The following is a 21,051-nucleotide window of genomic DNA, read 5'->3' on the forward strand; positions in this document are numbered from 1 at the left end:
AACAAAGCAGAATCCGAACAAGCTGTTTTTAATAACTCTATTTTTAACGAGATCATAGATTGGTCTATTGATAATCGGTTTCTAGTTGTTCTTGCACTTGTCATAACAATGGCCATTGCCGTTATGACCATACCTAAATTGAACTTAGATGCATTTCCAGATGTGACTAATATTCAAGTGGCGGTGAATACCGAAGCGCCTGGGTTAGCCGCTGAAGAAGTAGAGCAACTAATAACGTATCCCATTGAAGCTGTAATGTATGCACTGCCAGATGTTGAGCAAGTAAGGTCAATATCAAAAACTGGTTTGTCTGGTGTAACTGTGGTCTTTAAAGAGGGTACTGATATTTACTTTGCTCGCCAGCTTGTTTTTGAACGACTACAAGCTGCCAAAGAGTTAATCCCTGAAGGGGTTGGTACTCCTGAAATGGGGCCAAATACTTCTGGCTTAGGACAAGTATTTCAGTATTTGTTGATTGCCGACGAAAACTCCGAATATGACTCAATGAGTTTAAGAAGTTTGAACGACTGGATAGTGAAGTTGTTGATCATGCCGGTGGATGGGGTGACAGACGTACTCTCATTTGGTGGTCATGTTAAACAATACCAAGTGAATTTAGATCCCACCAAGTTACTGTCTTATGAATTAACCCAAAGCGATATTGTGCAAGCTCTGGAAGTAAACAATGCCAATGTTGGTGGTTGGTATATGAACCGTGGACAAGAGCAATTGGTTATACGGGGCACAGGTTGGTTTAAAAGTGGCAATCAAGGCATAAGCGAGATTAACCAAGTACCTGTTAAAAGCGTAAATGGCGCAGTGGTAACTTTATCAGATGTGGCCAAAGTACAGATTGGCAGTGAGATAAGACAAGGCGCTGTGACGTTAACGCAACGATCAGATAACAATGAAGTTAAATCGTATGGCGAAGTGGTATCAGGCATAGTTCTTAAACGTATGGGGTCAAATACTAACGCGACTATTGGTGGCCTAAATGCCAAGTTACCGTTAATTCAACAAGCACTGCCGAAAGGTGTGCGATTTGAGGCTTTGTATGATCAATCGGACTTGATAGAGCAAGCGGTTAATACGGTTGTTGAAGCATTGACGTTGGCATTTATCTTTATCTTTATTGTGTTAGCTCTGTTTTTAATGAACTTAAGGGCAACATTATTGGTATTGGTCTCTATTCCTATTTCAATCGCCATTGCTTTAATGGTCATGGCTTGGTGGGGGATTTCCGCTAACTTAATGTCGCTAGGTGGCATCACAGTTGCGATAGGTATGCTGGTGGATGGTTCTGTAGTGATGGTTGAGAACATGTTTAAACAGCTTGCACTTGAAGAAACAAAAGCTCTTAAAGAAAAAAGTATAAACAGCAAAACTTCAGGAATAGAAGCAAGGTTAAAACAAGCCGGTAAAGAAGTGGCAAGGTCAGTATTTTTTGCAGCCTCTATTATTTTAGTGGTTTTTGCGCCTTTATTTAGCTTTGAGGGCGTGGAAGCTAAGTTGTTTCAACCTATGGCAATTAGTATTATTTTAGCGGTGGTTTCTGCCATTATTGTTGCTTTGATTGTGGTGCCTGCTTTGGCTGCGTATATGTTTAAAAACGGCGTAAAACCACGTGAAAGTTTGGTTTTGAAGCCACTTGATAGACTTTATAAAACAACGCTAAAGGTAGCATTACTGCATACTAAAAAAGTGATGTTGATATCAATTTTGTTAGTGATATTTGCAATCATGGTCATTCCATATATAGGCACTGAATTTGTACCAGAGTTAGAAGAGGGCACTATTAATTTAAGAGTCACACTAGCCCCTTCTGCTAGTTTAGAAACCGCCTTGTCGGTGGCTCCGATTTTAGAGCAAAAACTAATGATGTTTCCGGAGGTGACTTATGCGTTAAGCCGCATTGGTCGTCCAGAAATTGGTGGTGATCCAGAACCTGTAAACAACATTGAGATATACATAGGCTTGAAACCAGGATCGGAGTGGACAAGTGCCAATAATCGTTATGAACTTCAAGATTTAATGGAGCGCAGTTTAGAACAATATCCTGGTTTGTTATTAAACTTTTCACAACCTATTGCCACTCGTGTTGATGAGCTATTGTCAGGTGTAAAAGCACAACTTGCCATTAAGTTATTTGGCCCTGAACTAGATGTATTAGCGGCAAAAGGTAAAGAGATAGAAAGCCTAATAAAAACAATTGAAGGTACAAGAGATGTCGCTATGGAACAAATAACCGGTGAAGCCCAGCTGGTTATTGAACCCAATAGACAAGAGCTTTCAAGGTTTGGTTTAGCGGTGGGCGACATAATGAACTTAGTCAAAGATGGGATTGGAGGTGTTGCTGCAGGACAAATTATTAACGGTAATGAACGTTATGACATTTATGTGCGTTTACAGGATAACTACCGTAATAATATAGAAGCCATCTCTGATATTCGCTTGAGATCACCAAGTGGTGCGTGGGTAAGATTAGGCGATGTTGCCAGTGTTTCTTATCAGTCAGGTGCACCACAAGTAAGAAGGGATGATGTACAACGCAGAGTAGTAATCCAAGCTAATGTGCAAGGTCGAGATATGGGCAGCGTAGTAGCTGATATTGAGGCTCAGATCAGTAAAGAGGTAGCTTTGCCTGCAGGTTATTCAGTTGATATTGGTGGTCAGTTTGAAAACCAACAGCGAGCTCAAAAACGACTCTCTATTGTTGTGCCTATTTCATTAGCGTTAATCGCCTTATTGCTTTATTTTGCTTTTGGCTCGGTGGGACAAGCGTTATTGATATTAGTGAATGTGCCATTGGCTGTGATTGGAGGAGTATTTGCGCTGTATATGACAGATCAGTATTTGTCAGTGCCTAGTGCCATAGGATTTATTACTTTATTTGGCGTGGCGGTATTAAATGGCGTGGTAATGGTAGAGAGCATAAACCAACGCATAGCCGATGGATTAGACAGTAGCAAAGCTGTTTTTGAAGGCGCAACTTCCAGGTTAAGACCTGTATTGATGACCGCTATTACATCAGCATTGGGCTTAATTCCAATGTTAATGTCGGATGGTGTTGGCGCTGAAATACAAAGACCCCTTGCTACGGTTATTGTTGGCGGATTAGTTACTGCAACCTTATTAACTCTGTTTGTATTACCTGTTTTGTACAATGGGTTTTCAAAACAAAAAGTTAACTCACTGCACCACTTATCTAGCCATTAACATTAACCGTATTTTGTCCATTGATTTTAGCGTTAACAATCAGAAAGTTTGAGTTTGATTGTTAACGCTAGTTCAAATTTCTAAGCTAATAATTTAGTGTTGTTTGTCATTTAAACAACTGATAAGTTATTGTCATTATTAAATAAAATATAACACTCACCTATGGGGATGATATGGATTCCAAAATAGAATTGATAGAAGGCACTGATATTATCAAAGTGTCTTATCGAGGTGACGTAACATTAGATGAACGCGTTAATTGTGTTGAACAAATCTGTGTTGAATACAAAGCGTTAGAAAGCTGTATAAAAATACTGATTGACGCTCAAGAGGTAACGGAAGTCATGAGTGAAGTTGAACAAACCTTGTTTGCTAACTATATTGCCTCGAGAGAAGAACTTGAAGGCGCTCGCGTTGCTGTGTTAGTAAAACCAGAACAACTTATTAATAATACCGTCATAGAACAAGCTACAATACTTGGTCATAAGACTAAGTTGTTTAATGACATCTATATTGCATTAAACTGGCTAAATGAAACTGAGTGAGTGTATTTTCTTCACTACACCTTATTACTTAACATTGTTTTGGATATAAACATGAGCCGTATAGCTGTTATTTTTTTCATACTTATTTCGTTGGCCGCTTGTGCTTGTATCACTGACGTTCCAGTCACTAAGGAGCAGAAAAAAGCCACCGTTTTTATCTCAAATGGCAAAACCCAATGTCAGGATAACGCTTTGCCGATAAATACGACTAAACGTGATTTATTAGCGGCTGGCATTGACGTTATGTCGCAGAGTTGTGGGGTATTAACCGGTAGAATGTACGCGAGTGTTTGCGGTGGACAAACAGGGCAAGTTCATTTATTTGTCATAGATATAGCCAATGTAGAAAAAGCCAAGGCACTTGGTTTTTCTCAGGTAGATGATACCGCTCTTGGTATACGTGAGATTGAGTGTGTGAGTGCTCAACCGAATAAAACGACAATCTAATATCAATCTATTACTAAGACCCAATAAAAGCCAAAAAGGGTTTGAAGTTACATAGGTTTTAACAATGGAATATAAAAAATCCAATCAATTCTTTCGTTCATTTATCAAGTATTTAATTTCGGTGATCTTAACCATTACCATATTAGAGTTAGTTGATGTTGACGCTACTAAAGCTAATGTTTTTGCTTTTGAAAAATTTTCTTTAGCGGTATTAGTACTTTTTGCTATTTGTTTATTTACCTTTGATGAAATGCAAAATGGCATTATCAAATGGTATTGTCATATGGTAAACGGGAAGAATAAAAAGTAAGCCGTAGGTATGTTAATGCATTGCTTTAATTAGGTTTTCGATAGAAAACGTTAATGGATTTTTATGCGTTTGACTAAAGCGAGAAAAATCAATCTGATTTATTTTACCTTGAGTCATAAGCTGTTTAAATCCTTTATAATGAGGGCTTAAACTGGACTCGAAAATATTTATCTGTTGGACTGTTTTTTCCTGATTTAATTGATTGTTTGCGATATCGTTTATCATCACTAATGCCATGGCGCCCAGTGTTACATGGCCTCCAAGGGATAAGTCGACAGGGTACTCTGGTTCGTCGAAGTCCCAATTAATCCCACCAATAATTACAGGGTAATTGATTTTAGCATCGGTTACGGCCTTTTTAGCTCCAAATGCCATAGCATCATTAGCAGCCCAAATGATATTGATTTGAGCGTGCCATAAAATACCTTTGGTTTTGTAATAAGCCATTTCTTTAGACCAATTGCTGACACTACTGTCAATTAACTGAGCTTTGTTTTTTTGTAATGCCTGATGAAAACCTTGTTCTCGTTGTAACGACGCTGGCGTTGTGTAATCACCTTGTAGGGCTAATAATTTAGGTGGAGTAGTTGTCGTGACTTGCTGGTGGAATATATTAAATAAACCTTCTAATAGTTGTTCTCCAGCAATTGAATTGTTTGGAGTAACACTGCCTTTAATTAGGCTTTTTTGTTGTTCAGTTAACTTTGATAGATCTTTGTTATTTAGGGTGTTTAGTAGCATAAATATTGGAATGTTATGCGGGGCTAACGTCTTAATGATGTCAACAGCGATGCCTTTTTCGTTAACCAGTACAACATAATCCGGATCTAATTTTATAATAGTAGTGGCTAGAGATTTCATTAAGATATGATCTCTATTGGCATGGACTGTGGTTAGCTTAATATTTAAGTCTTGTGCCGCTGCATCCATAAATGTTGTAACTTTGGACCAAAAACTCCCAGTCGCATTTTCATCAGGGTGACCAGGGTTAAGGAATACAATGTTTAGTGCCGCAATAGAGCTGAAGCTAGGTAAGAATACAAAAATAAAAATAACAGAATAGCGGCAAAGAACTTGATTCATATTTTTGTTTTACTTGAAGTGATTTTTCTAAAGTATAAATGAGTTGAGGTGATGGTTAAAGGGAATAGATTTCCAAACTTGAATAGTTAACATTTAATGTACAAAAATCGCGTTTATTTTTAATAACTTGTGATTTTATTTTTACATTGTTAGTTGTTCAAGTTAGAGTTTCAGACTAATTATTTTATGCTTCTTGTAACAGAGAAGAAAAAAACATGGAGTTTAATGTGAAACAACAGTTACTCACTTTATTTGTAGCGGTTGGGCTATTTATGCCGAACTTAGTTACAGCGTCTGAACTCAAACTTGAAGCGTGTTTTGTTTCAGGGGTTAAGAGTAAAGCTTTATGTGGCAAACTTGATGTTGCTGAAAATCCAGCATTAGATATTTCCGAAGCCAATACGCTCTCTTTGAATGTGGTGGTATTGCCTAAGTTTAAAGAACAAAGTAAAGAACTACCAATGATGTTCTTAGCTGGCGGCCCAGGTCAAGCAGCTACTGAGTTAGCGGGAATGTTAAATAATCCACTGACAGAAATTAGACAAGAACATGACATTATTTTGATAGACCAACGTGGAACCGGTCAATCTAATGGGTTGCTGTGTGACGCTCAGGAATACATTGACCCTTTAGTCATTGATAGTAACGACGTTGATATTGAGCAAGAAGTAAAAGACTGTTTAACCAGTTTTGCTGATCATCACTTACCAAGTTATAACACTTACCAGTCAATCGAAGATTTTGAAGCGGTACGCCAAGCGTTAGGTTATCAAAAGGTTCATATATTTGGTGGTTCTTATGGAACAAGAGCTGGTTTTGCTTATTTAAAGAACCATCCAGAGTCGATTCAAACAGCGACATTAGATAGCAATGCCCCGATGGAAATGATCGTCGGTTTTTTTGGTAAATCATCAGAACGAGCATTCGATTTTTTAGTTGAAGATTGTAAAGCACACAAGTATTGCAATGAATCTTACCCTAACTTAAAACAAGATTATTTAACCTTGTTAGCGCAGTTAGAAAAGCCAATAACACAATCTATGTATCATCCAATTACGGGCAAAAAAATCGATATAATTCTTACAAAAAGTAAAGTGACAGAAACATTAAGAACCACTTTATATGCTTTATCTTCACGTCAATTATTGCCTTATATCGTAAATGCATCTGCGCAAGGGGATTTCCGTCCATTAGCGGCTTTGATGAGCCAAGTTAATAGTACTGAACACACACCTGGAAGTTTATATACCGGTCTCACAATGAATATTATTTGTAATGAAGATATGCCCCGAGCTGTTGAGTCTGACTTTAGTAAAGATGCGGACAACTACTTTAATGGTGAGTTAGGGTTTACTAACTTTACTGATATATGTAAATTTTGGCCGAAGTGGCAAGCACCTGCGGACTTTGCTGAGCCAGTAACTGTCGATGTACCAGTATTATTATTCTCTGGGAAATATGACCCTGTTACGCCGCCTGCATATGGTGAGATGGCAGACAATACATTACCTAATTCAAAACACGTAGTTATTAAAAATGGCTCACATGTGGCGTCCTTAAGAATGTGCATGGATGCAGTTAAACAATTTATGCAAAGTGGTACGTTTGAAAGTGTCGACTTTATCTGTGCAGATAAACCTGTACCTAACTTATTTTTCACTAACTTAAATCAACTTCATTAAAAAGGATCATCAAATGTTACAGGTAAATAATTTAGTCAAACATTTTGGCGATGTGAAAGCGTTAGATGATTTAAGTTTTTCAGCTGAAGACGGACAAATAACCGGTATTCTTGGGCCAAATGGTGCGGGTAAAACCACAGCATTAAGAGTGTTATATGGCTTGTTAAAAGCTGAGCAAGGAACTGGACTAATTAATGGCGTAGATAGTCAGATATCGCCTCAACTTGCACGTAAAGAAATTGGTATATTCCCTGACAAGTTTGGGTTGTACGAAAGATTAACCGCCCGTGAACAAATAGCTTATTTTGCTGGTTTACATGGCCTAACAGGTGAAGCTAAAGACAAGGCGTTAAATGACGTGATATCAAAGTTAGATATTGCAGATATAGCCGACCGACGTTGTGAAGGTTTTTCACAAGGTCAGAGAATGAAAGTGATTATTGCCCAAGCTTTAGTACATCAGCCGCAAAACTTAATTTTAGATGAGCCTACTCGTGGACTTGATGTTATGAGTACTCGTATTTTAAGAGATATATTGTTGGACTTAAAACAACAAGGTAAATGTATCTTATTTTCATCCCATGTTATGCAAGAAGTCGCCGCGTTATGCGACAAAGTTATCGTGGTTGCTAATGGTAAAGTTGCAGCAGTTGGTACCCCACAAGAATTATGTGAGCGTACTGGAAAAACTGAATTAGAAGAAGCATTTGTAGCATTGATTGGTAGCGACGAAGGGATAGCGGCATGATAAAAACATTATTTACTAAAGAATTTTTAGATTCAATCCGTGATAAACGCTCAGTATTTGCAGCTTTGTTGGGGGCCTTTTTACCACCAATTATGTTTGCAGTAATGATGACGTTTGTATTAGAAGAGTCTACGTCTGTTGATGAACTATATATAACTATAGAGAATCAGCAACAAGCCCCTCATATAGTTGAGTTATTAGAGCAAGGCAAAATTTTACACGCAGATATGCCTGAGAAAGGTAAAGATTTTGAACTGGATGGCGAAACGGTTGAGCATTCAAAAATAACTATTACATTTGAAGATTCTTTTGCAGAAAAAATGCATCGTGGTGAAAAAGCCACAATAACATTATTAACGGATTACTCTAAAAAAGGTGCCAGAGATGAAGTTTGGCGTGTGAAAAATGTAATTAATAGTTATCAGAGTCAATTGGTGGCAATGAAACTTGTAGCCCGTGGAGTGTCGCCCTCATTACTAAGCGCTATTCATATTGAAGAAAATGATACCAGTACACCATCGTCTAAGTCGGCGTTACTTTTGGGTATGTTAGGTGTGATGATCATGGTTGCTGTGTTTGTATCGTCAACTAATGTGGCGATAGATTGTAGCGCAGGTGAGCGTGAGCGTAATTCATTAGAGCTTTTGATCATGCAGCCTGTCAGTACTATGCAAGTAGTATTAGCTAAAACGATGAATACAGCATTTTTTGGAATTGTTGGTGCCACACTTAGTGTTGTGTTCACCGCCATTGCTATTCCGTTTATACCGCTTCACAAAGCAGGTATGGCATTCAACTTTGACTTCCAGTTAGGTATGACTATTTGGTTATTATTAGTGCCTTTAGCCTTGTTTGCAGCTGCATTCCAACTGGCCACTGCGTTTCATGCTAAATCGTTTAAAGAAGCACAATCCTATATTCAATACACAGTTATGGTGCCGATTATAGTCCCTATGATGCTTGAGATTGTGAATTATAAAAATGAAGTGTTAAGTTATATTCCAATATTTGCGCAACAGCAGGCGATTAGCCAGTTAATTCGTGGAGAATTGGATAGTTATATGCCTTTATTAGCGGGCTCTGTAGTGACGGTCATAACTTCGTTAGTAATTATTAAAGTGATTGCTAACTCGTTAAAATCTGAAAAAGTAGTACTGGGTTTATAGTCATTACCCTTTTTTAAGACGGGTCAGATTAATAAAAAAGAGCCAATAGGCTCTTTTTTTATTTGTTTAATTTTTTATTGAAATCTGCACTCACTATATCCAACGCTTTTACCACTACATTAGGATCAATTTTGTTTGATTCTAACAAGTAAATTAAATCAACCGCTAATTGGATATGTTCATCTGCGGACTCTAATTGTTTTGTAACTTCATCCGTTTCAGTTGTGCGTTGATCTTTCAATTTATATTTCTCGTTCTTCACGTGATTCCATGAACTCTAAGGCTCTGACTATAGATTCTTTTACATTCATTTCCATCTCAAAACGTTCCGCTGCAGGCATATAAAAAGCCAAATCTACTTCGTGTCTAATGTACTTTGAAGGTAATTGATTTAAAACGATGCAGCATAAGTCCGATAAAAATTCGTTTGAAAAACGTTTATCTAATTTATGTAAAGTGATGTAGTCGATAACGAGCTTTTCGTAATAATTGTGTATGTCGTCATTAAGTTGCATAAATTTTCCTATCTAAAATGTGCGCTACTTATGACAGTAGCACCGTATTTGAGATTATAGAGCATATTACTGATTTATCACCGAATGAATGTGGCAATAGCGGCATTAATAAGTTGTAAATGCACTGCGGTAAGCGCATTAATATCTCGTTGATAGCCGCCACCAATCACCGCCACGATTGGAATATGGTTTTGTTTTGCTAAGTCAAATACCAAACAATCTCTTTGATATATCCCTTGTGTGGTTATATTCAACAACCCTAAGTCATCATCTTCATGAATATCTACGCCAGCATCATAAATAATAAAGTCAGGTTTAAAAGAGTAAAACGCGGTTGTTAACACGTCTTTGACTTGAGCTAAATAGGCTTCATCCTCAATATGCTTTTCAAGCCCAATATCCCAGTCACTTTGCTGTTTCCTCGCTGGGAAGTTCTTTTCACAATGGATAGACAAACTGAATATATTAGGGTTGTCTTCAACGCACGTGGCGGTTCCGTCCCCCTGATGAACATCACAATCAAAGATAAGTACGCGGTTAGCTTTACCTTGTTCAATTAATGTATGGGCGGCAATGGATAAATCATTAAACACACAAAAGCCAGAACCAAAGTCAGGGTGAGCATGGTGATACCCACCAGTCAGGTTTATAGCAATATCATGTTCTGTTGCTAATTGTGCTGCCTGCAAAGTGCCGCCTACAGCGGTTAAGGTACGTTGTACAAATTGTTCCGACCAAGGAAAGCCAATTCGTTTCATTTCGTTAGTGGAGAGCTGATTATGAATAAAATCATCAACGTATTTAGCATTATGTATTTGTAATAGCTTAGCTCTAGTAATAGGCGCTTTTACAAGGTTTACACTTACTTTAGATGAAAACTTATTTATAGCAGCATTTTTTAAACTTAAATATTTCTGGATTGGAAATCTGTGATTCTTAGGCAAGTCGAGTTGACTATAAATAGGATGAAATACTAAAGGCAATGAGGTTAATGGCATATTGGTCGTTTATATAATTTGAGCTAGTTATTGTTATCTAGTTTCTGAATTGACTCTTCAACTTTACTTAAGGCCTGACGGCAACGTCCAAGCCTTTGTTGGTTGGTGAGTACTTCTTGTTGTAACGCAGGCCTATTGCTCATGCCTTTGTACATAGTTAATTGTTGTTGTGATAAGTTGACCTTATCTAATAATCGACGTTCAAATTCTTGTAACTTTGATAATTCAGCATATAACTCTTGGCTTGATTGTGAAGCTTGCAAAGTAAATTGTTTGGTTTTGTTTAAATTTCGTATTCGATCTTTGCTGTATTGGTTGTTTCTTACGTTAATATCGTTTGATTTAACAAATCGTTTGAGACAAGAGAATTGTTGAGTGACTCTTTCGGATAAATAACTTACATGCTGTTCGTTGTTTACGCTGGCCAATTTATCAATGGTTGTTTTTAACTCAATTAAATAATCATCAATATCGTCACTGTGTGTTGCAAAGCCAGACGAGCGAAATATTTCGCTATTAGCAAACCACTGTTTCGAGCTGAGTTTTAATCCTTTTATAGATTGTTCAAGCATTTGAAACTGCGTGTTTAATTGATTGATTAATGCATTCATAGTATTTGAGTATCATTTATAAAAACAGAAGTCGATTGAATTATCATAGGTGTTTATAAGCTCCAAGCATCAAAGGCCAGTTTAACCGCCATGCATGATACAACGATGGTAAACACAGGGCGGATAAACTTGTTGCCATACTTAATGGCGGATCTCGCCCCCGAATACGACCCTAACATTAAAAAGCCACCCATTAATAATCCAATGGTAAAGTTAACATAACCTAAGTAGATGAAAGCAATTAAAGAAAATATATTACTTATGAAATTCATGGTTCTGGCAACACCAGAGGCAAGTAAAATGTTGAGGCGATATAAAAATAAATTACTCACAGTCCAAAAGGCACCTGTGCCAGGACCAGCAAATCCGTCGTAGAAACCTAAGGTTAATCCTTGACTAATTTGTTTGGTTTTCAAAGTGGAGTTAATGGTAGGAAGTTGATTAGAGTCCTCTTCTTTTACCCGGTTAAATAATGCATAAATTGCACTAAAGCCGATGAAGATGGGTAATATTTTATTTAAGTTACTCGCGTCGATAAAACTGACAATTATGGTACCGGCGATCGCGCCGACGGCTGTTGATATAAAACTTAACTTCCAAAATGACGGTGAAAATAATTGTCTCTTATAAAAAGTATAACTCGCCATTAATGAACCAAACGTGGCAGCAAGTTTATTTGTGCCAAGTACAACATGCGGTGACATGCCAGAAGATAACAAAACCGGGACAGTTAATAATCCGCCACCGCCAGCAATAGCATCGATATAACCTGCCGCGAAAGCTGTTAAAATCAGAATGCCGATTATGGAAGGTGATAAATTTATAAACTCGGCAAACTCTGTAATCCAGCTCACAAAAACTCCGTGGTATTGTATTTTATGTAGCTAACATGAATTTAGTGATGTCTTAGCTACGCTTCGCGGCTATTATAGCGGTGATCTCAATGTATTAATATGAATTAAAAGTGACATGACCCAAGAACAACTAAATGGTTTTCTACTAACTCGTAAACAATTTGATCTTAATGGTCATTGTGTTTTTGAGTTATGGGTGACATCAGAGACCGGTAGTCATCAACTTATTATCGAAAATGAAAAGGCGGTTTGTTTTGCTTATGAAGCCGAACAGGCGGCGATAATTACGTTGTGTCAGCAAAACCAATTAAACATAACGAATAAACCCCTAGATTTAAAAGCGTTTGATGATAAAAAAGTGTTTGGCTTATACGCAAATTCATTAAAAGATTATCATAGGTTAAGAAAACTGGCACAAGAGTGCAGCATTGAATTATTAGAAGCCGATATTAAACCGATAGATCGTTTTTTAATGGAACGATTTATTCAGGGGGAATTGTGTTTTACCGGAGTTGCCCATCAAAAGCAGTTAAATGCCTCCTCACAAACAATTAACATTGTTAATCAAGCAAAAATAAAACAAGGCGAATATTCCCCTAAGTTATCGACATTGTCAGTAGATATAGAGTGTGATGAAAATGGTTATTTATACTCAATAGGTTGCCATGGTGCCGGTTTTCATAACGAAACGGTTGAGATTGTTTTATATAATGGATATCAAATTACAAAACCTGATCTGCTACCGGAATATACAATTTGGTTAGAAAGTGAATGGGAATTGTTATTAAAGTTTAACCAAATAGTAGCTGAGCTAGACCCTGATGTAATTATTGGTTGGAACTTTGTTAAATTTGATATCCGAGTGTTAGTGAATGCGGCGAAACGTAATGGAATTAAATTAAAGTTAGGGCGGGATGGCTCTGAATTAGAGTTTATTGATGGCAATCGAGACGGAGAGCAACGTTACCCTGATAAAGTTTATGTAGCTGGGCGAGTGATACTTGATGGGATTGAAGTAATGAAAAACGCTACCTATTCATTCCCTAGTTTTTCATTAAATAATGTAGCTAGTGAGATCCTTGGCGAAGAAAAGCTTATACAAGAAAGCGGCACTGATAAACTTGCTGAAATTAAACACTTGTACAAAAACGATCCCAGTTCACTAATAAAATACAATTTACAAGATTGCATATTAGTGTCAAAAATCTTTATTAAAGAAAAGCTCATTGAATTTGTGATCACGCGAACAAAATTAACGGGTGTTGAGTTAGATAGAGTCGGCGGTTCAGTGGCGGCGTTCACCAACTTATACTTGCCCCATGCACATAGGAAGGGCTGGGTCGCTCCAAATCTAGTGGCAGTTAAAGATTATGTGAATAGTCCAGGTGGCTTTGTGATGGATTCAATACCTGGTATTCACAAGGATATCTTGGTATTTGATTTCAAAAGTTTGTATCCAAGCATAATGCGCACTTTTAATGTTGACCCTGTTGCTTTGTTAGAAGCTAAAACGATAGACAAAGACCAACGTATTCCTGGTTTTAGGGGCGGAGAATTTAGCCGAGGAAATGTCATATTATCGACGATACTTGATAAGTTATGGCAGGCTAGGGAACAGGCTAAGTCGGAACAAAATAAAGTATTGTCTAATGCCATAAAAATTATAATGAATAGCTTTTATGGTGTATTAGGCTCTTCAGGTTGCCGCTTCTACGATACTAAATTAGCTAGCTCAATCACCATGCGTGGCCATTGGGTATTACACCAATCTAAGTTATGGTTTGAGCAACAGGGTCTAACGGTTATTTATGGTGATACTGACTCCATATTTGTTAGCTTAGACGACTCTAAATTTGATTTTGAACATGCAGAACGTTTGGGCATTGAGTTAAACAATTGGTTTGATCAAAAATTAAAGGATGAATTTGACTTAGAAAACAAAATGGAGTTAGAGTTTGAAACCCATTTTTCTCCGTTTTTTATGCCAACCATTAGAGGATCAGAGTCAGGTTCTAAAAAAAGATACGCTGGAATGAAACAACAGCTAGGTAAGGAACCTGAGTTAATATTTAAAGGTATGGAAACCGTAAGAAGTGATTGGACCGAATTAGCCAAAATGTTTCAAACTAATTTATTTAAACGTGTGTTTGCTGGTTTAAATTGTGATGAATATATTTCAACTATATTGTCACAATTGAAACAAGGAGAACTGGATCACCTACTTATATACAGAAAGAGGATAAGACAAAAGTTAGAAAGCTATGTCAAAACAACCCCTCCACACATTAAAGCAGCGAGACTGGCAAACTCTCAGAATAAAGAAACATTGTATACAAAAGGCAGTTCAATTGAATATATTATTACAGTTAACGGCCCCCAAGTGATTCAATCAAATATAATTCCAAATTATGAACATTATATTGAGAAGCAAATTTTCCCCATTGCCGAAGCTATATTGGCAAATTATTCCCCAAACTCGTTAAAAATATTTAACCAACAACTCATATTATTTTAGTTTTTTGCTTTGTACGGATGAAATTTGTACATTTGTAGACGATATATTGATATGTATTAATGGTCATTCACCTCATTTATTGGGCGTTCATCGTATAATTGTACTAAATTTAGTCATTTGCAGCGTAACTATGCTGCAAGTACAAATTTTGGCAATCTATTGAATTGACATTATTGAATATGTTTGGGAGACTCTGTGGCGATTATTCTTTGGCTACAGGTCAATGAATAAAGAGTATTTACTCTAAGTAAAGAATTTAATATACACATTGGTTGGGAACTATGTCTAAGATGAAATTAAATCTAGTAGCGTCAGCTCTTGTAGGTGCAATGGCATTTACTGGTTCTGCACTGGCTGCAGATCCACTAGAAAAAATTCACGCTGCAGAGCGTACAATTCATAAAGCTGCGGCCAAGTCGCAGGTTAAAATCGACACAATTCAAGAACAAACTCAAGATATCGTTATTGAATATCGTTCAGTTGTTGATGAAACTGAGATTCATAAAGTTTACAACGACCACGTTGCAAAACTAGTAGCAGCTCAAAATGATGAAATTTCATCACTTGAAGCTCAAATCGCAGAGATTGAAAATACTAAACGTAACGTAGTGCCACTAATGTACCGTATGATCGATATGTTAGAGCAATTCGTAAATGCCGACATTCCTATTAAATTAGAAAGACGTCAAGCTCGTGTTGCCAAATTACGTGCAATCATGATTGACCCTAATGTAAGTACTTCTGAAAAATATCGTCAAGTACTTGAAGCGTATGAAATTGAAAAAGACTATGGTTCAGCTGTTGAAGCTTGGCAGGCTACTGAAGTTTTTGATGGTCAAGAAATCAGCGCAGACTTCGTACACGTAGGACGTATTGCTCTAGTTGCACAGTCTAAAGATCTTAAGCATGCTTGGGTATGGAATAATACTACTCGTAGCTGGTCTAAATTAGGTGATGAATATCTTAAAGATATTACGCTAACTATCCGTATGGCACGTAAACAAGCGCCGTATGAATTAATTAAATTACCAATTTTTGCAGCGGAGTAAAAGCATGAAACAAGTATTAAATTCATTGGTTTTAGCTGCAGCTGTAGTAGCAACTAGCTTTAATGTTAGTGCTGCAGGTGAACTAGATAAACTTTTAGAACAAGTTAAAAAAGACCGTATCTCTGAAGGTCAACTTAATAAAAAACGTGAAAAAGAGTTCTTGGCAGCCAAAGCTGACAAACAAGCTTTATTAAATAAAGCTCAAAAAGAACTTAAAGACGAAAAAGCACGTGGCGATCGTTTACAAAAGCAATATGCTCAAAACGAAATCACTTTAGCAACAAAAGCAACTGAACTTAAAAATGCCCAAGGTACTTTAGGTGAAATGTTTGGTGTTGTACGTCGTGCAGCAAGTAACACAATCGGTTCAATTACTGCTTCAAATATCTCAGGTCAACCTGGATATGGCGATCGTTCTGCTTTATTAGCAGAGTTAGCTGAAGCTAAAAAATTACCAACAACTAAAGAGTTAGAAGACCTTTGGATTGCATTGCAAACTGAAATGACAGAATCTGCTAAAGTTGCAGTATTTGACGCTGAAGTTGCACAGTTATCTGGTGGTTCTGTAACTAAAACGATTACTCGTGTTGGTTCTTTCAACTTAGTAGCTCCTGATGAATACTTGATTTATAACTCAAATGTTCAACGTATACAGCCTTTAGGTAAAGCGGCAGATAGCCACTACGTATCTTCAGCAAACGCATTACAAAATGCTAAAGCTGGTGAAATCGTTCCTTTTTATGTTGACCCTTCACGTGGCGGTATCTTACGTCTGAACACGCAAAGAGCGACATTGGAAGACCGTTATCACCAAGGTGGTACTCCAGGTTACGTTATTACAGCTGTATTGTTCTTAGGTTTCTTCATTGCTGCTATTAGCTTATTCATTACCTTAACTGAAGGTAGTAAAATGAAAGCTCAGCTTAAAGATACTAACAATCCTTCTGAAGGTAATGCGTTAGGTCGTATCTTGAAAATCTATCAAGAGAATAAAGGTTCTGACGTTGAAAACTTAGAACTTAAATTAGACGAAGCTATTTTACGTGAAACTCCGCGTATTGAACGTGGTATCAACACTATCAAGATTTTAGCTGCTGTAGCACCTCTACTAGGTCTACTAGGTACGGTTATTGGTATGATTGAAACGTTCCAACAAATTACACTGTTCGGTACGGGTGACCCTAAACTAATGGCTGGTTCAATCTCAATGGCATTGGTTACAACAGCAATGGGTATCATCGCTGCACTACCTCTAATCTTTGTACATAGCATCGTTGCTGCAAGAGCTAAGAGCATCGTTCATGTTCTTGACGAGCAAAGTGCTGGTATCATCGCTGCACATGCTGAGAAGGAGAAAGCGTAATGTTATACCTGATAGGCCTATGGGAATCTGTCAGGGATTTTATTGCGACTGGCGGCTTCGTATTATACTTCGTAGCTGCTGCTCTTCTTATTATGTGGGCATTAATGATCGAGCGTTGGTATTTCCTTACATTGGAATATCCAAAACTTCGTGACTCAATTATTTCAAATTGGGACGCTCGATTAGATACCACATCGTGGAGTGCACATAGAATCCGTGATGCTTGGGTTTCTGAGGCATCCGAAAAACTAAATGCAAGAATGTTAATTATTAAAACTCTTGTTGCTATGTGTCCGTTAATCGGACTATTAGGTACGGTTACAGGTATGATTACTGTATTCGATACAATGGCAACACAAGGTACTGGTAACCCACGTTTGATGGCTGCAGGTATCTCGATGGCAACAATCCCTACAATGGCAGGAATGGTTGCGGCTTTGTCTGGAATATTTTTCAGCACAAGGTTAGAAACAAGAGTTAAAGTGGCAAAAGAAAAGCTAGTAGATAGCTTGCCACATCATTAGGAGATTGAACTATGGCACGTAAACAACGTTTCCGTGAAGATGATGACGCAGCAATTGATATGACACCGATGCTAGACATCGTGTTTATCATGCTTATATTCTTCATTGTTACTACCTCGTTTGTAAAAGAAGCAGGTATTGACGTATTAAAACCTAAAGCAGCTCAAGCAAGTTCAAAACCTTCTGCCAATATCTTTATTGCTATTAGACCAAACGGAGTAATCTGGATGGATAAAGCTGAAGTGGATATTGAAAGGGTTGGCGCTCGTTTAGAAAGTATGCTGGCTGAACAACCAACTGATATCGTAATTATTCAAGCTGACAAAGAAGCAAAACATGGCGTCGTTGTTGAAGTTATGGATGCTATCAAAGCTGCTGGAATAGAGAAGATCTCAATCGCAGCGGAGAAAAAGTAGTATGGGGAGATTTATTGCATCAATTATACTTGGTGTAGTAGTCACTTTCGGCTTATTTGTCTTTATGGCATTTCTTATTTCAAGTGGATCTAGTCCCGACGATAAAGAAATGGAAAAGATTGTAGTTGAAATTAATACTACTCCACCAGAGGGTAAGACGCAGCAGCGTAACCGTGTGCCGCCGCCGCCTCCGCCGCCGCCTAAGCAGCCACCTAAACCTGCTCAGCCTGAACCAGAACAGCAAATTGCTGATAATGGTGGGTTTAACTTTAACATGCCATCTGTTGATGTAGGTACTGCATCTGCTGGCTTGAATGGACCTGGTGCTTTAATACGTGACGGTGATGCAACACCTATCGTTCGTATTGAACCTAAGTTCCCTAGCAAAGCAGCTCGTGACGGTATTGAAGGTTGGGTTCAACTTACTTTCGAAATAAACGAAATTGGTGGAGTTGAAAACGTAGACGTAATCAATTCTGAGCCTAAGCGTGTATTTGACCGTGAAGCAAAAAAAGCTTTACGTAAATGGAAGTATAAACCAAAAATGGTTGATGGTAAGGCTCAGCGTCAGACAGGCTTAACTGTTCAATTAGACTTTAAACTGGGGAATTAATAGATATGAAAAATGTTCTTAATTTATTCCTTTGTGCTGTTATCACAGCTGGTGTCACTCTTGCTCCTATAGCGGAAGCAAAAGTACCAGCTGATAAACAGGAAGAGTTGAAAAAACGACAGAAAGCTCGTGGCGGTAAAGCGCTAAGTCCTCGTGCAGGTAAAAAAGTTCAAAAAGCTTTTGAGCTTTATCAAGAAGATAAAGTAAATGAAGCTTTAGAAATATTGTTAGAAATGTCTCCTAAAGATGATTTCGATAAAGCGAACGTAGACCGTTATATTGGTTCTATGTACGCTGGCATCGATGGTAAGGGTGAAGAAGCAATTGTTAGATTAAAATCAGCAATTGAATCTGATGAATTACCATTTAGAGATCATTCAGAAATTCTTAACAATGTTGCTGCATTATCTATGCAAGCTCAAAATTATGAAGATGCGATTAAATACTATAAAGAGTATATAAACTTTTCTTTAGATGAGAATGAAAAAGTTTATGTAGGCATTGCAAATGCTTATTACGAACTTAAGCAATATGATAATGTTTTTGAGCCTGCTAAAAAGGCAATAGCTTTACAAGAAAAACCTAATCAAAACCCTTATATTTTAATCATGGCTTCGTACTATGAGCAGAAAAAATATAAAGAAACGACTAAGGCTGTTGAAGTTCTTGTTAAAACATTCCCTGAAGAAAGTAAATGGTGGGTTCAATTAGCTAACTTCTATGCATTAATAGAAGATTACGATAGAGCGTTATCTACTTTTGAAGTTGCTTACAGAAATGGTTATTTGACTAAAGATTCAGAAATGAAACGTTTAGCTCAATTATATGCCAATAATGGTATTCCGTATAAAGCAGCGGTTATACAAGAGAAATACATCAATAGCGGCTTGATCAAGAAAGACGATAAGTCTTTGTCTATCATGGCAAGTACTTTTCAAAATGCTAAAGAGTTTAAGAAAGCAGCTACTTATTATGGTGAAGCGGCTAAGTTATCTAACGACGGAGATCTTTTCCGTAAGCAAGGTAACAATCTTATGATCATTGAACAATACGAAGCGGCACTAGACGCATTTGATAAAGCTTCTAAAGCTGGATTCAAACGTGAAGGTATGTTGCAAGTATTAATTGGTGAAGCTAATTTCTACTTAGAAAACTGGCAAGCCTCTTATGATGCATTTAAAGAAGCTAAGAAAGATAAAAATACAGCTAAAACTGCCGCTAGTTGGCAGAGTTTTGTAAAAGAAACGGCTGGCCGTAAAGGTTTAGTTCTTAACTAGATTTCTATCTTTTAAAAAGAACCGACTTATGTCGGTTTTTTTTTGCCTGTAAATCACTGTTAAATTATTTTAGTAATTCACTTTATGCAGTCAAATATGGCTATAAAATGAAACATCGAGATAAACAAGCAGATACAAAAAAGCCGGCGGATGCCGGCTTTTAGAATTATCGAATTAGTTATTTACTGCGTAAACCTTCATTCAAATGAGGTCTAATCGTTTTAAGAATAGCGCCTAGTACTTTAGGTGTCGCTACAACGATGTTTCCACTTTTATCAAAGTTATCACCACCTTCAAAATCAGAGATAACCGCACCGGCTTCTTTAGCGATTAACTGGCCAGCAGCTGTATCCCAAGGCTTAAGTCCCATTTCCCAAAAACCTTCCATACGACCAGCAGCAATATATGCTAAGTCTAATGCGGCTGAACCTGCACGACGCATATCTGAAACTTGTAGGAATAAATCTGAGAAAATTGCTAAGTAAGCAGTAGTTTGATGTTTTTGTTTAAATGGAAAGCCTGTTGCTAAAAGCGTACCAGATAAATCTTTAGCTTTAGAAACACGAATTCGTTTGCCATCTAACTGTGCACCAGCACCACGAGATGCAGTGAACAATTCACCACGAATCGGATCAAATATGACGGCTTGTTCTAATTTACCATTAACTTTTAATGCAATCGAAACTGCAAAGTGAGGTATCCCTTTAATAAAGTTAGTGGTGCCATCTAATGGGTCAATGATCCATTGATATTTGCTATCACCTTCAGTTATACCGCTTTCTTCTGCGACAAAAGAGTGATCTGGGAATGAGGTTTTAATAGTAGAGATGATTGCTTCTTCTGCTTCCCTATCAACATTAGTTACAAAATCATTTGTACCTTTTAATTCAGCTTGTACTAAATCTAATTGCTCATATGCACGAGCAATAATTTTTCCAGCGTTACGAGCAGCACGAACTGCGATGTTTAACATCGGTTGCATAAATCAATCACCTATTTTTAGAAAGAACGTAATGTGTTACACGCAACATAAATACATCGATGTTACATACGTACCATCAACTGAAGTGTGAACAAATTACTAAAGAACATTTTTTAATCAGCGCGCATTGTAGAGAT

General features: G+C 37.4%; 21 protein-coding genes. 14 read left to right on the forward strand and 7 right to left on the reverse strand.

Annotated elements, in window-relative coordinates; translation table 11 throughout:
* The first annotated feature begins 39 nt into the window (after positions 1-39).
* The 4 genes from KO505_RS06285 to KO505_RS06300 all read left to right on the forward strand — a co-directional run bounded on the left by KO505_RS06285 (position 40) and on the right by KO505_RS06300 (position 4,518).
* On the forward strand, positions 40-3,216 hold the full coding sequence (locus tag KO505_RS06285) for a CusA/CzcA family heavy metal efflux RND transporter (protein WP_216054637.1): 3,177 nt from the start codon (positions 40-42) through the stop codon (positions 3,214-3,216).
* A 173-nt stretch (positions 3,217-3,389) separates the two neighbouring features.
* Positions 3,390-3,761 (forward strand): hypothetical protein, encoded by a 372-nt coding sequence (locus KO505_RS06290; RefSeq protein WP_216054604.1) that lies wholly within the window; start codon positions 3,390-3,392, stop codon positions 3,759-3,761.
* Positions 3,762-3,812: 51 nt separating this feature from the next.
* Positions 3,813-4,208 carry a hypothetical protein gene (locus KO505_RS06295; RefSeq protein WP_216054605.1) on the forward strand — a complete coding sequence of 132 codons (396 nt, stop codon included), beginning with the start codon at positions 3,813-3,815 and terminating at the stop codon, positions 4,206-4,208.
* A 64-nt stretch (positions 4,209-4,272) separates the two neighbouring features.
* Entirely contained in the window at positions 4,273-4,518 is a 246-nt protein-coding gene (locus tag KO505_RS06300; protein WP_216054606.1) for a hypothetical protein, read from the forward strand.
* Between the two features lie 12 nt (positions 4,519-4,530).
* Here the strand turns inward: KO505_RS06300 and KO505_RS06305 are convergent, their stop codons facing one another.
* Complete coding sequence (locus KO505_RS06305) at positions 4,531-5,601, reverse strand: ABC transporter substrate-binding protein (RefSeq protein WP_216054607.1); 1,071 nt, start codon at positions 5,599-5,601, stop codon at positions 4,531-4,533.
* Between the two features lie 215 nt (positions 5,602-5,816).
* On the opposite strand from KO505_RS06305, the gene KO505_RS06310 reads away from it, so the two are divergent.
* Genes KO505_RS06310 through KO505_RS06320 form a run of 3 tightly spaced genes read left to right on the forward strand, consistent with a single transcriptional unit; the run spans position 5,817 to position 9,197 of the window.
* A complete protein-coding gene (locus KO505_RS06310) occupies positions 5,817-7,283 on the forward strand; it encodes an alpha/beta fold hydrolase (protein ID WP_216054608.1) in 1,467 nt (488 codons plus the stop codon).
* A 13-nt stretch (positions 7,284-7,296) separates the two neighbouring features.
* Positions 7,297-8,031 carry an ATP-binding cassette domain-containing protein gene (locus KO505_RS06315; protein WP_216054609.1) on the forward strand — a complete coding sequence of 245 codons (735 nt, stop codon included), beginning with the start codon at positions 7,297-7,299 and terminating at the stop codon, positions 8,029-8,031.
* The gene (locus KO505_RS06320; protein ID WP_216054610.1) at positions 8,028-9,197 is read left to right on the forward strand and encodes an ABC transporter permease; all 1,170 of its coding nucleotides are present in this window, start codon (positions 8,028-8,030) and stop codon (positions 9,195-9,197) included. Before KO505_RS06315 ends, KO505_RS06320 begins: the two co-directional genes overlap by 4 nt.
* A gap of 58 nt (positions 9,198-9,255) precedes the next feature.
* Here KO505_RS06320 and KO505_RS06325 read toward each other — a convergent pair whose 3' ends face one another.
* The 5 genes from KO505_RS06325 to KO505_RS06345 form a co-directional block, all read right to left on the reverse strand.
* Positions 9,256-9,438, reverse strand: a complete 183-nt coding sequence (locus KO505_RS06325; RefSeq protein WP_216054611.1) for a DUF2496 domain-containing protein — start codon at positions 9,436-9,438, stop codon at positions 9,256-9,258.
* 1 nt (position 9,439) lies between these two features.
* Positions 9,440-9,712 (reverse strand): late competence development ComFB family protein, encoded by a 273-nt coding sequence (locus KO505_RS06330; RefSeq protein WP_216054612.1) that lies wholly within the window; start codon positions 9,710-9,712, stop codon positions 9,440-9,442.
* 77 nt (positions 9,713-9,789) lie between these two features.
* On the reverse strand, positions 9,790-10,710 hold the full coding sequence (locus KO505_RS06335) for a histone deacetylase (RefSeq protein ID WP_216054613.1): 921 nt from the start codon (positions 10,708-10,710) through the stop codon (positions 9,790-9,792).
* Positions 10,711-10,733: 23 nt separating this feature from the next.
* Positions 10,734-11,321, reverse strand: a complete 588-nt coding sequence (gene priC / locus KO505_RS06340) for a primosomal replication protein PriC (protein WP_216054614.1) — start codon at positions 11,319-11,321, stop codon at positions 10,734-10,736.
* Between the two features lie 53 nt (positions 11,322-11,374).
* Complete coding sequence (locus KO505_RS06345) at positions 11,375-12,175, reverse strand: TSUP family transporter (protein WP_371819964.1); 801 nt, start codon at positions 12,173-12,175, stop codon at positions 11,375-11,377.
* 115 nt (positions 12,176-12,290) lie between these two features.
* Here KO505_RS06345 and KO505_RS06350 point away from each other — a divergent pair, with 115 nt between their 5' ends.
* From KO505_RS06350 to KO505_RS06380, 7 genes are all read left to right on the forward strand, one after another.
* Positions 12,291-14,690: a DNA polymerase II gene (locus tag KO505_RS06350; protein WP_216054615.1), complete on the forward strand. Its 2,400-nt coding sequence runs from the start codon at positions 12,291-12,293 to the stop codon at positions 14,688-14,690.
* 281 nt (positions 14,691-14,971) lie between these two features.
* Positions 14,972-15,739: a DUF3450 domain-containing protein gene (locus tag KO505_RS06355; protein ID WP_216054616.1), complete on the forward strand. Its 768-nt coding sequence runs from the start codon at positions 14,972-14,974 to the stop codon at positions 15,737-15,739.
* Positions 15,740-15,743: 4 nt separating this feature from the next.
* Positions 15,744-17,102, forward strand: a complete 1,359-nt coding sequence (locus tag KO505_RS06360; protein ID WP_216054617.1) for a MotA/TolQ/ExbB proton channel family protein — start codon at positions 15,744-15,746, stop codon at positions 17,100-17,102.
* A complete protein-coding gene (locus KO505_RS06365; protein WP_216054618.1) occupies positions 17,102-17,626 on the forward strand; it encodes a MotA/TolQ/ExbB proton channel family protein in 525 nt (174 codons plus the stop codon). Before KO505_RS06360 ends, KO505_RS06365 begins: the two co-directional genes overlap by 1 nt.
* Positions 17,627-17,637: 11 nt before the next feature.
* Positions 17,638-18,042, forward strand: coding sequence for a biopolymer transporter ExbD (locus KO505_RS06370; protein WP_216054619.1), 405 nt, complete (start codon positions 17,638-17,640; stop codon positions 18,040-18,042).
* A gap of 1 nt (position 18,043) precedes the next feature.
* Complete coding sequence (locus tag KO505_RS06375; RefSeq protein WP_216054620.1) at positions 18,044-18,655, forward strand: energy transducer TonB; 612 nt, start codon at positions 18,044-18,046, stop codon at positions 18,653-18,655.
* A gap of 5 nt (positions 18,656-18,660) precedes the next feature.
* The gene (locus tag KO505_RS06380) at positions 18,661-19,932 is read left to right on the forward strand and encodes a lipopolysaccharide assembly protein LapB (RefSeq protein ID WP_216054621.1); all 1,272 of its coding nucleotides are present in this window, start codon (positions 18,661-18,663) and stop codon (positions 19,930-19,932) included.
* 178 nt (positions 19,933-20,110) lie between these two features.
* Here the strand turns inward: KO505_RS06380 and suhB are convergent, their stop codons facing one another.
* Positions 20,111-20,914: an inositol-1-monophosphatase gene (gene suhB, locus KO505_RS06385; protein WP_216054622.1), complete on the reverse strand. Its 804-nt coding sequence runs from the start codon at positions 20,912-20,914 to the stop codon at positions 20,111-20,113.
* Between the last annotated feature and the right edge of the window lie 137 nt (positions 20,915-21,051).

It is taken from the genome of Psychrosphaera sp. F3M07 (genome assembly GCF_018860345.1).
Lineage (GTDB): Bacteria > Pseudomonadota > Gammaproteobacteria > Enterobacterales > Alteromonadaceae > Psychrosphaera > Psychrosphaera aquimarina.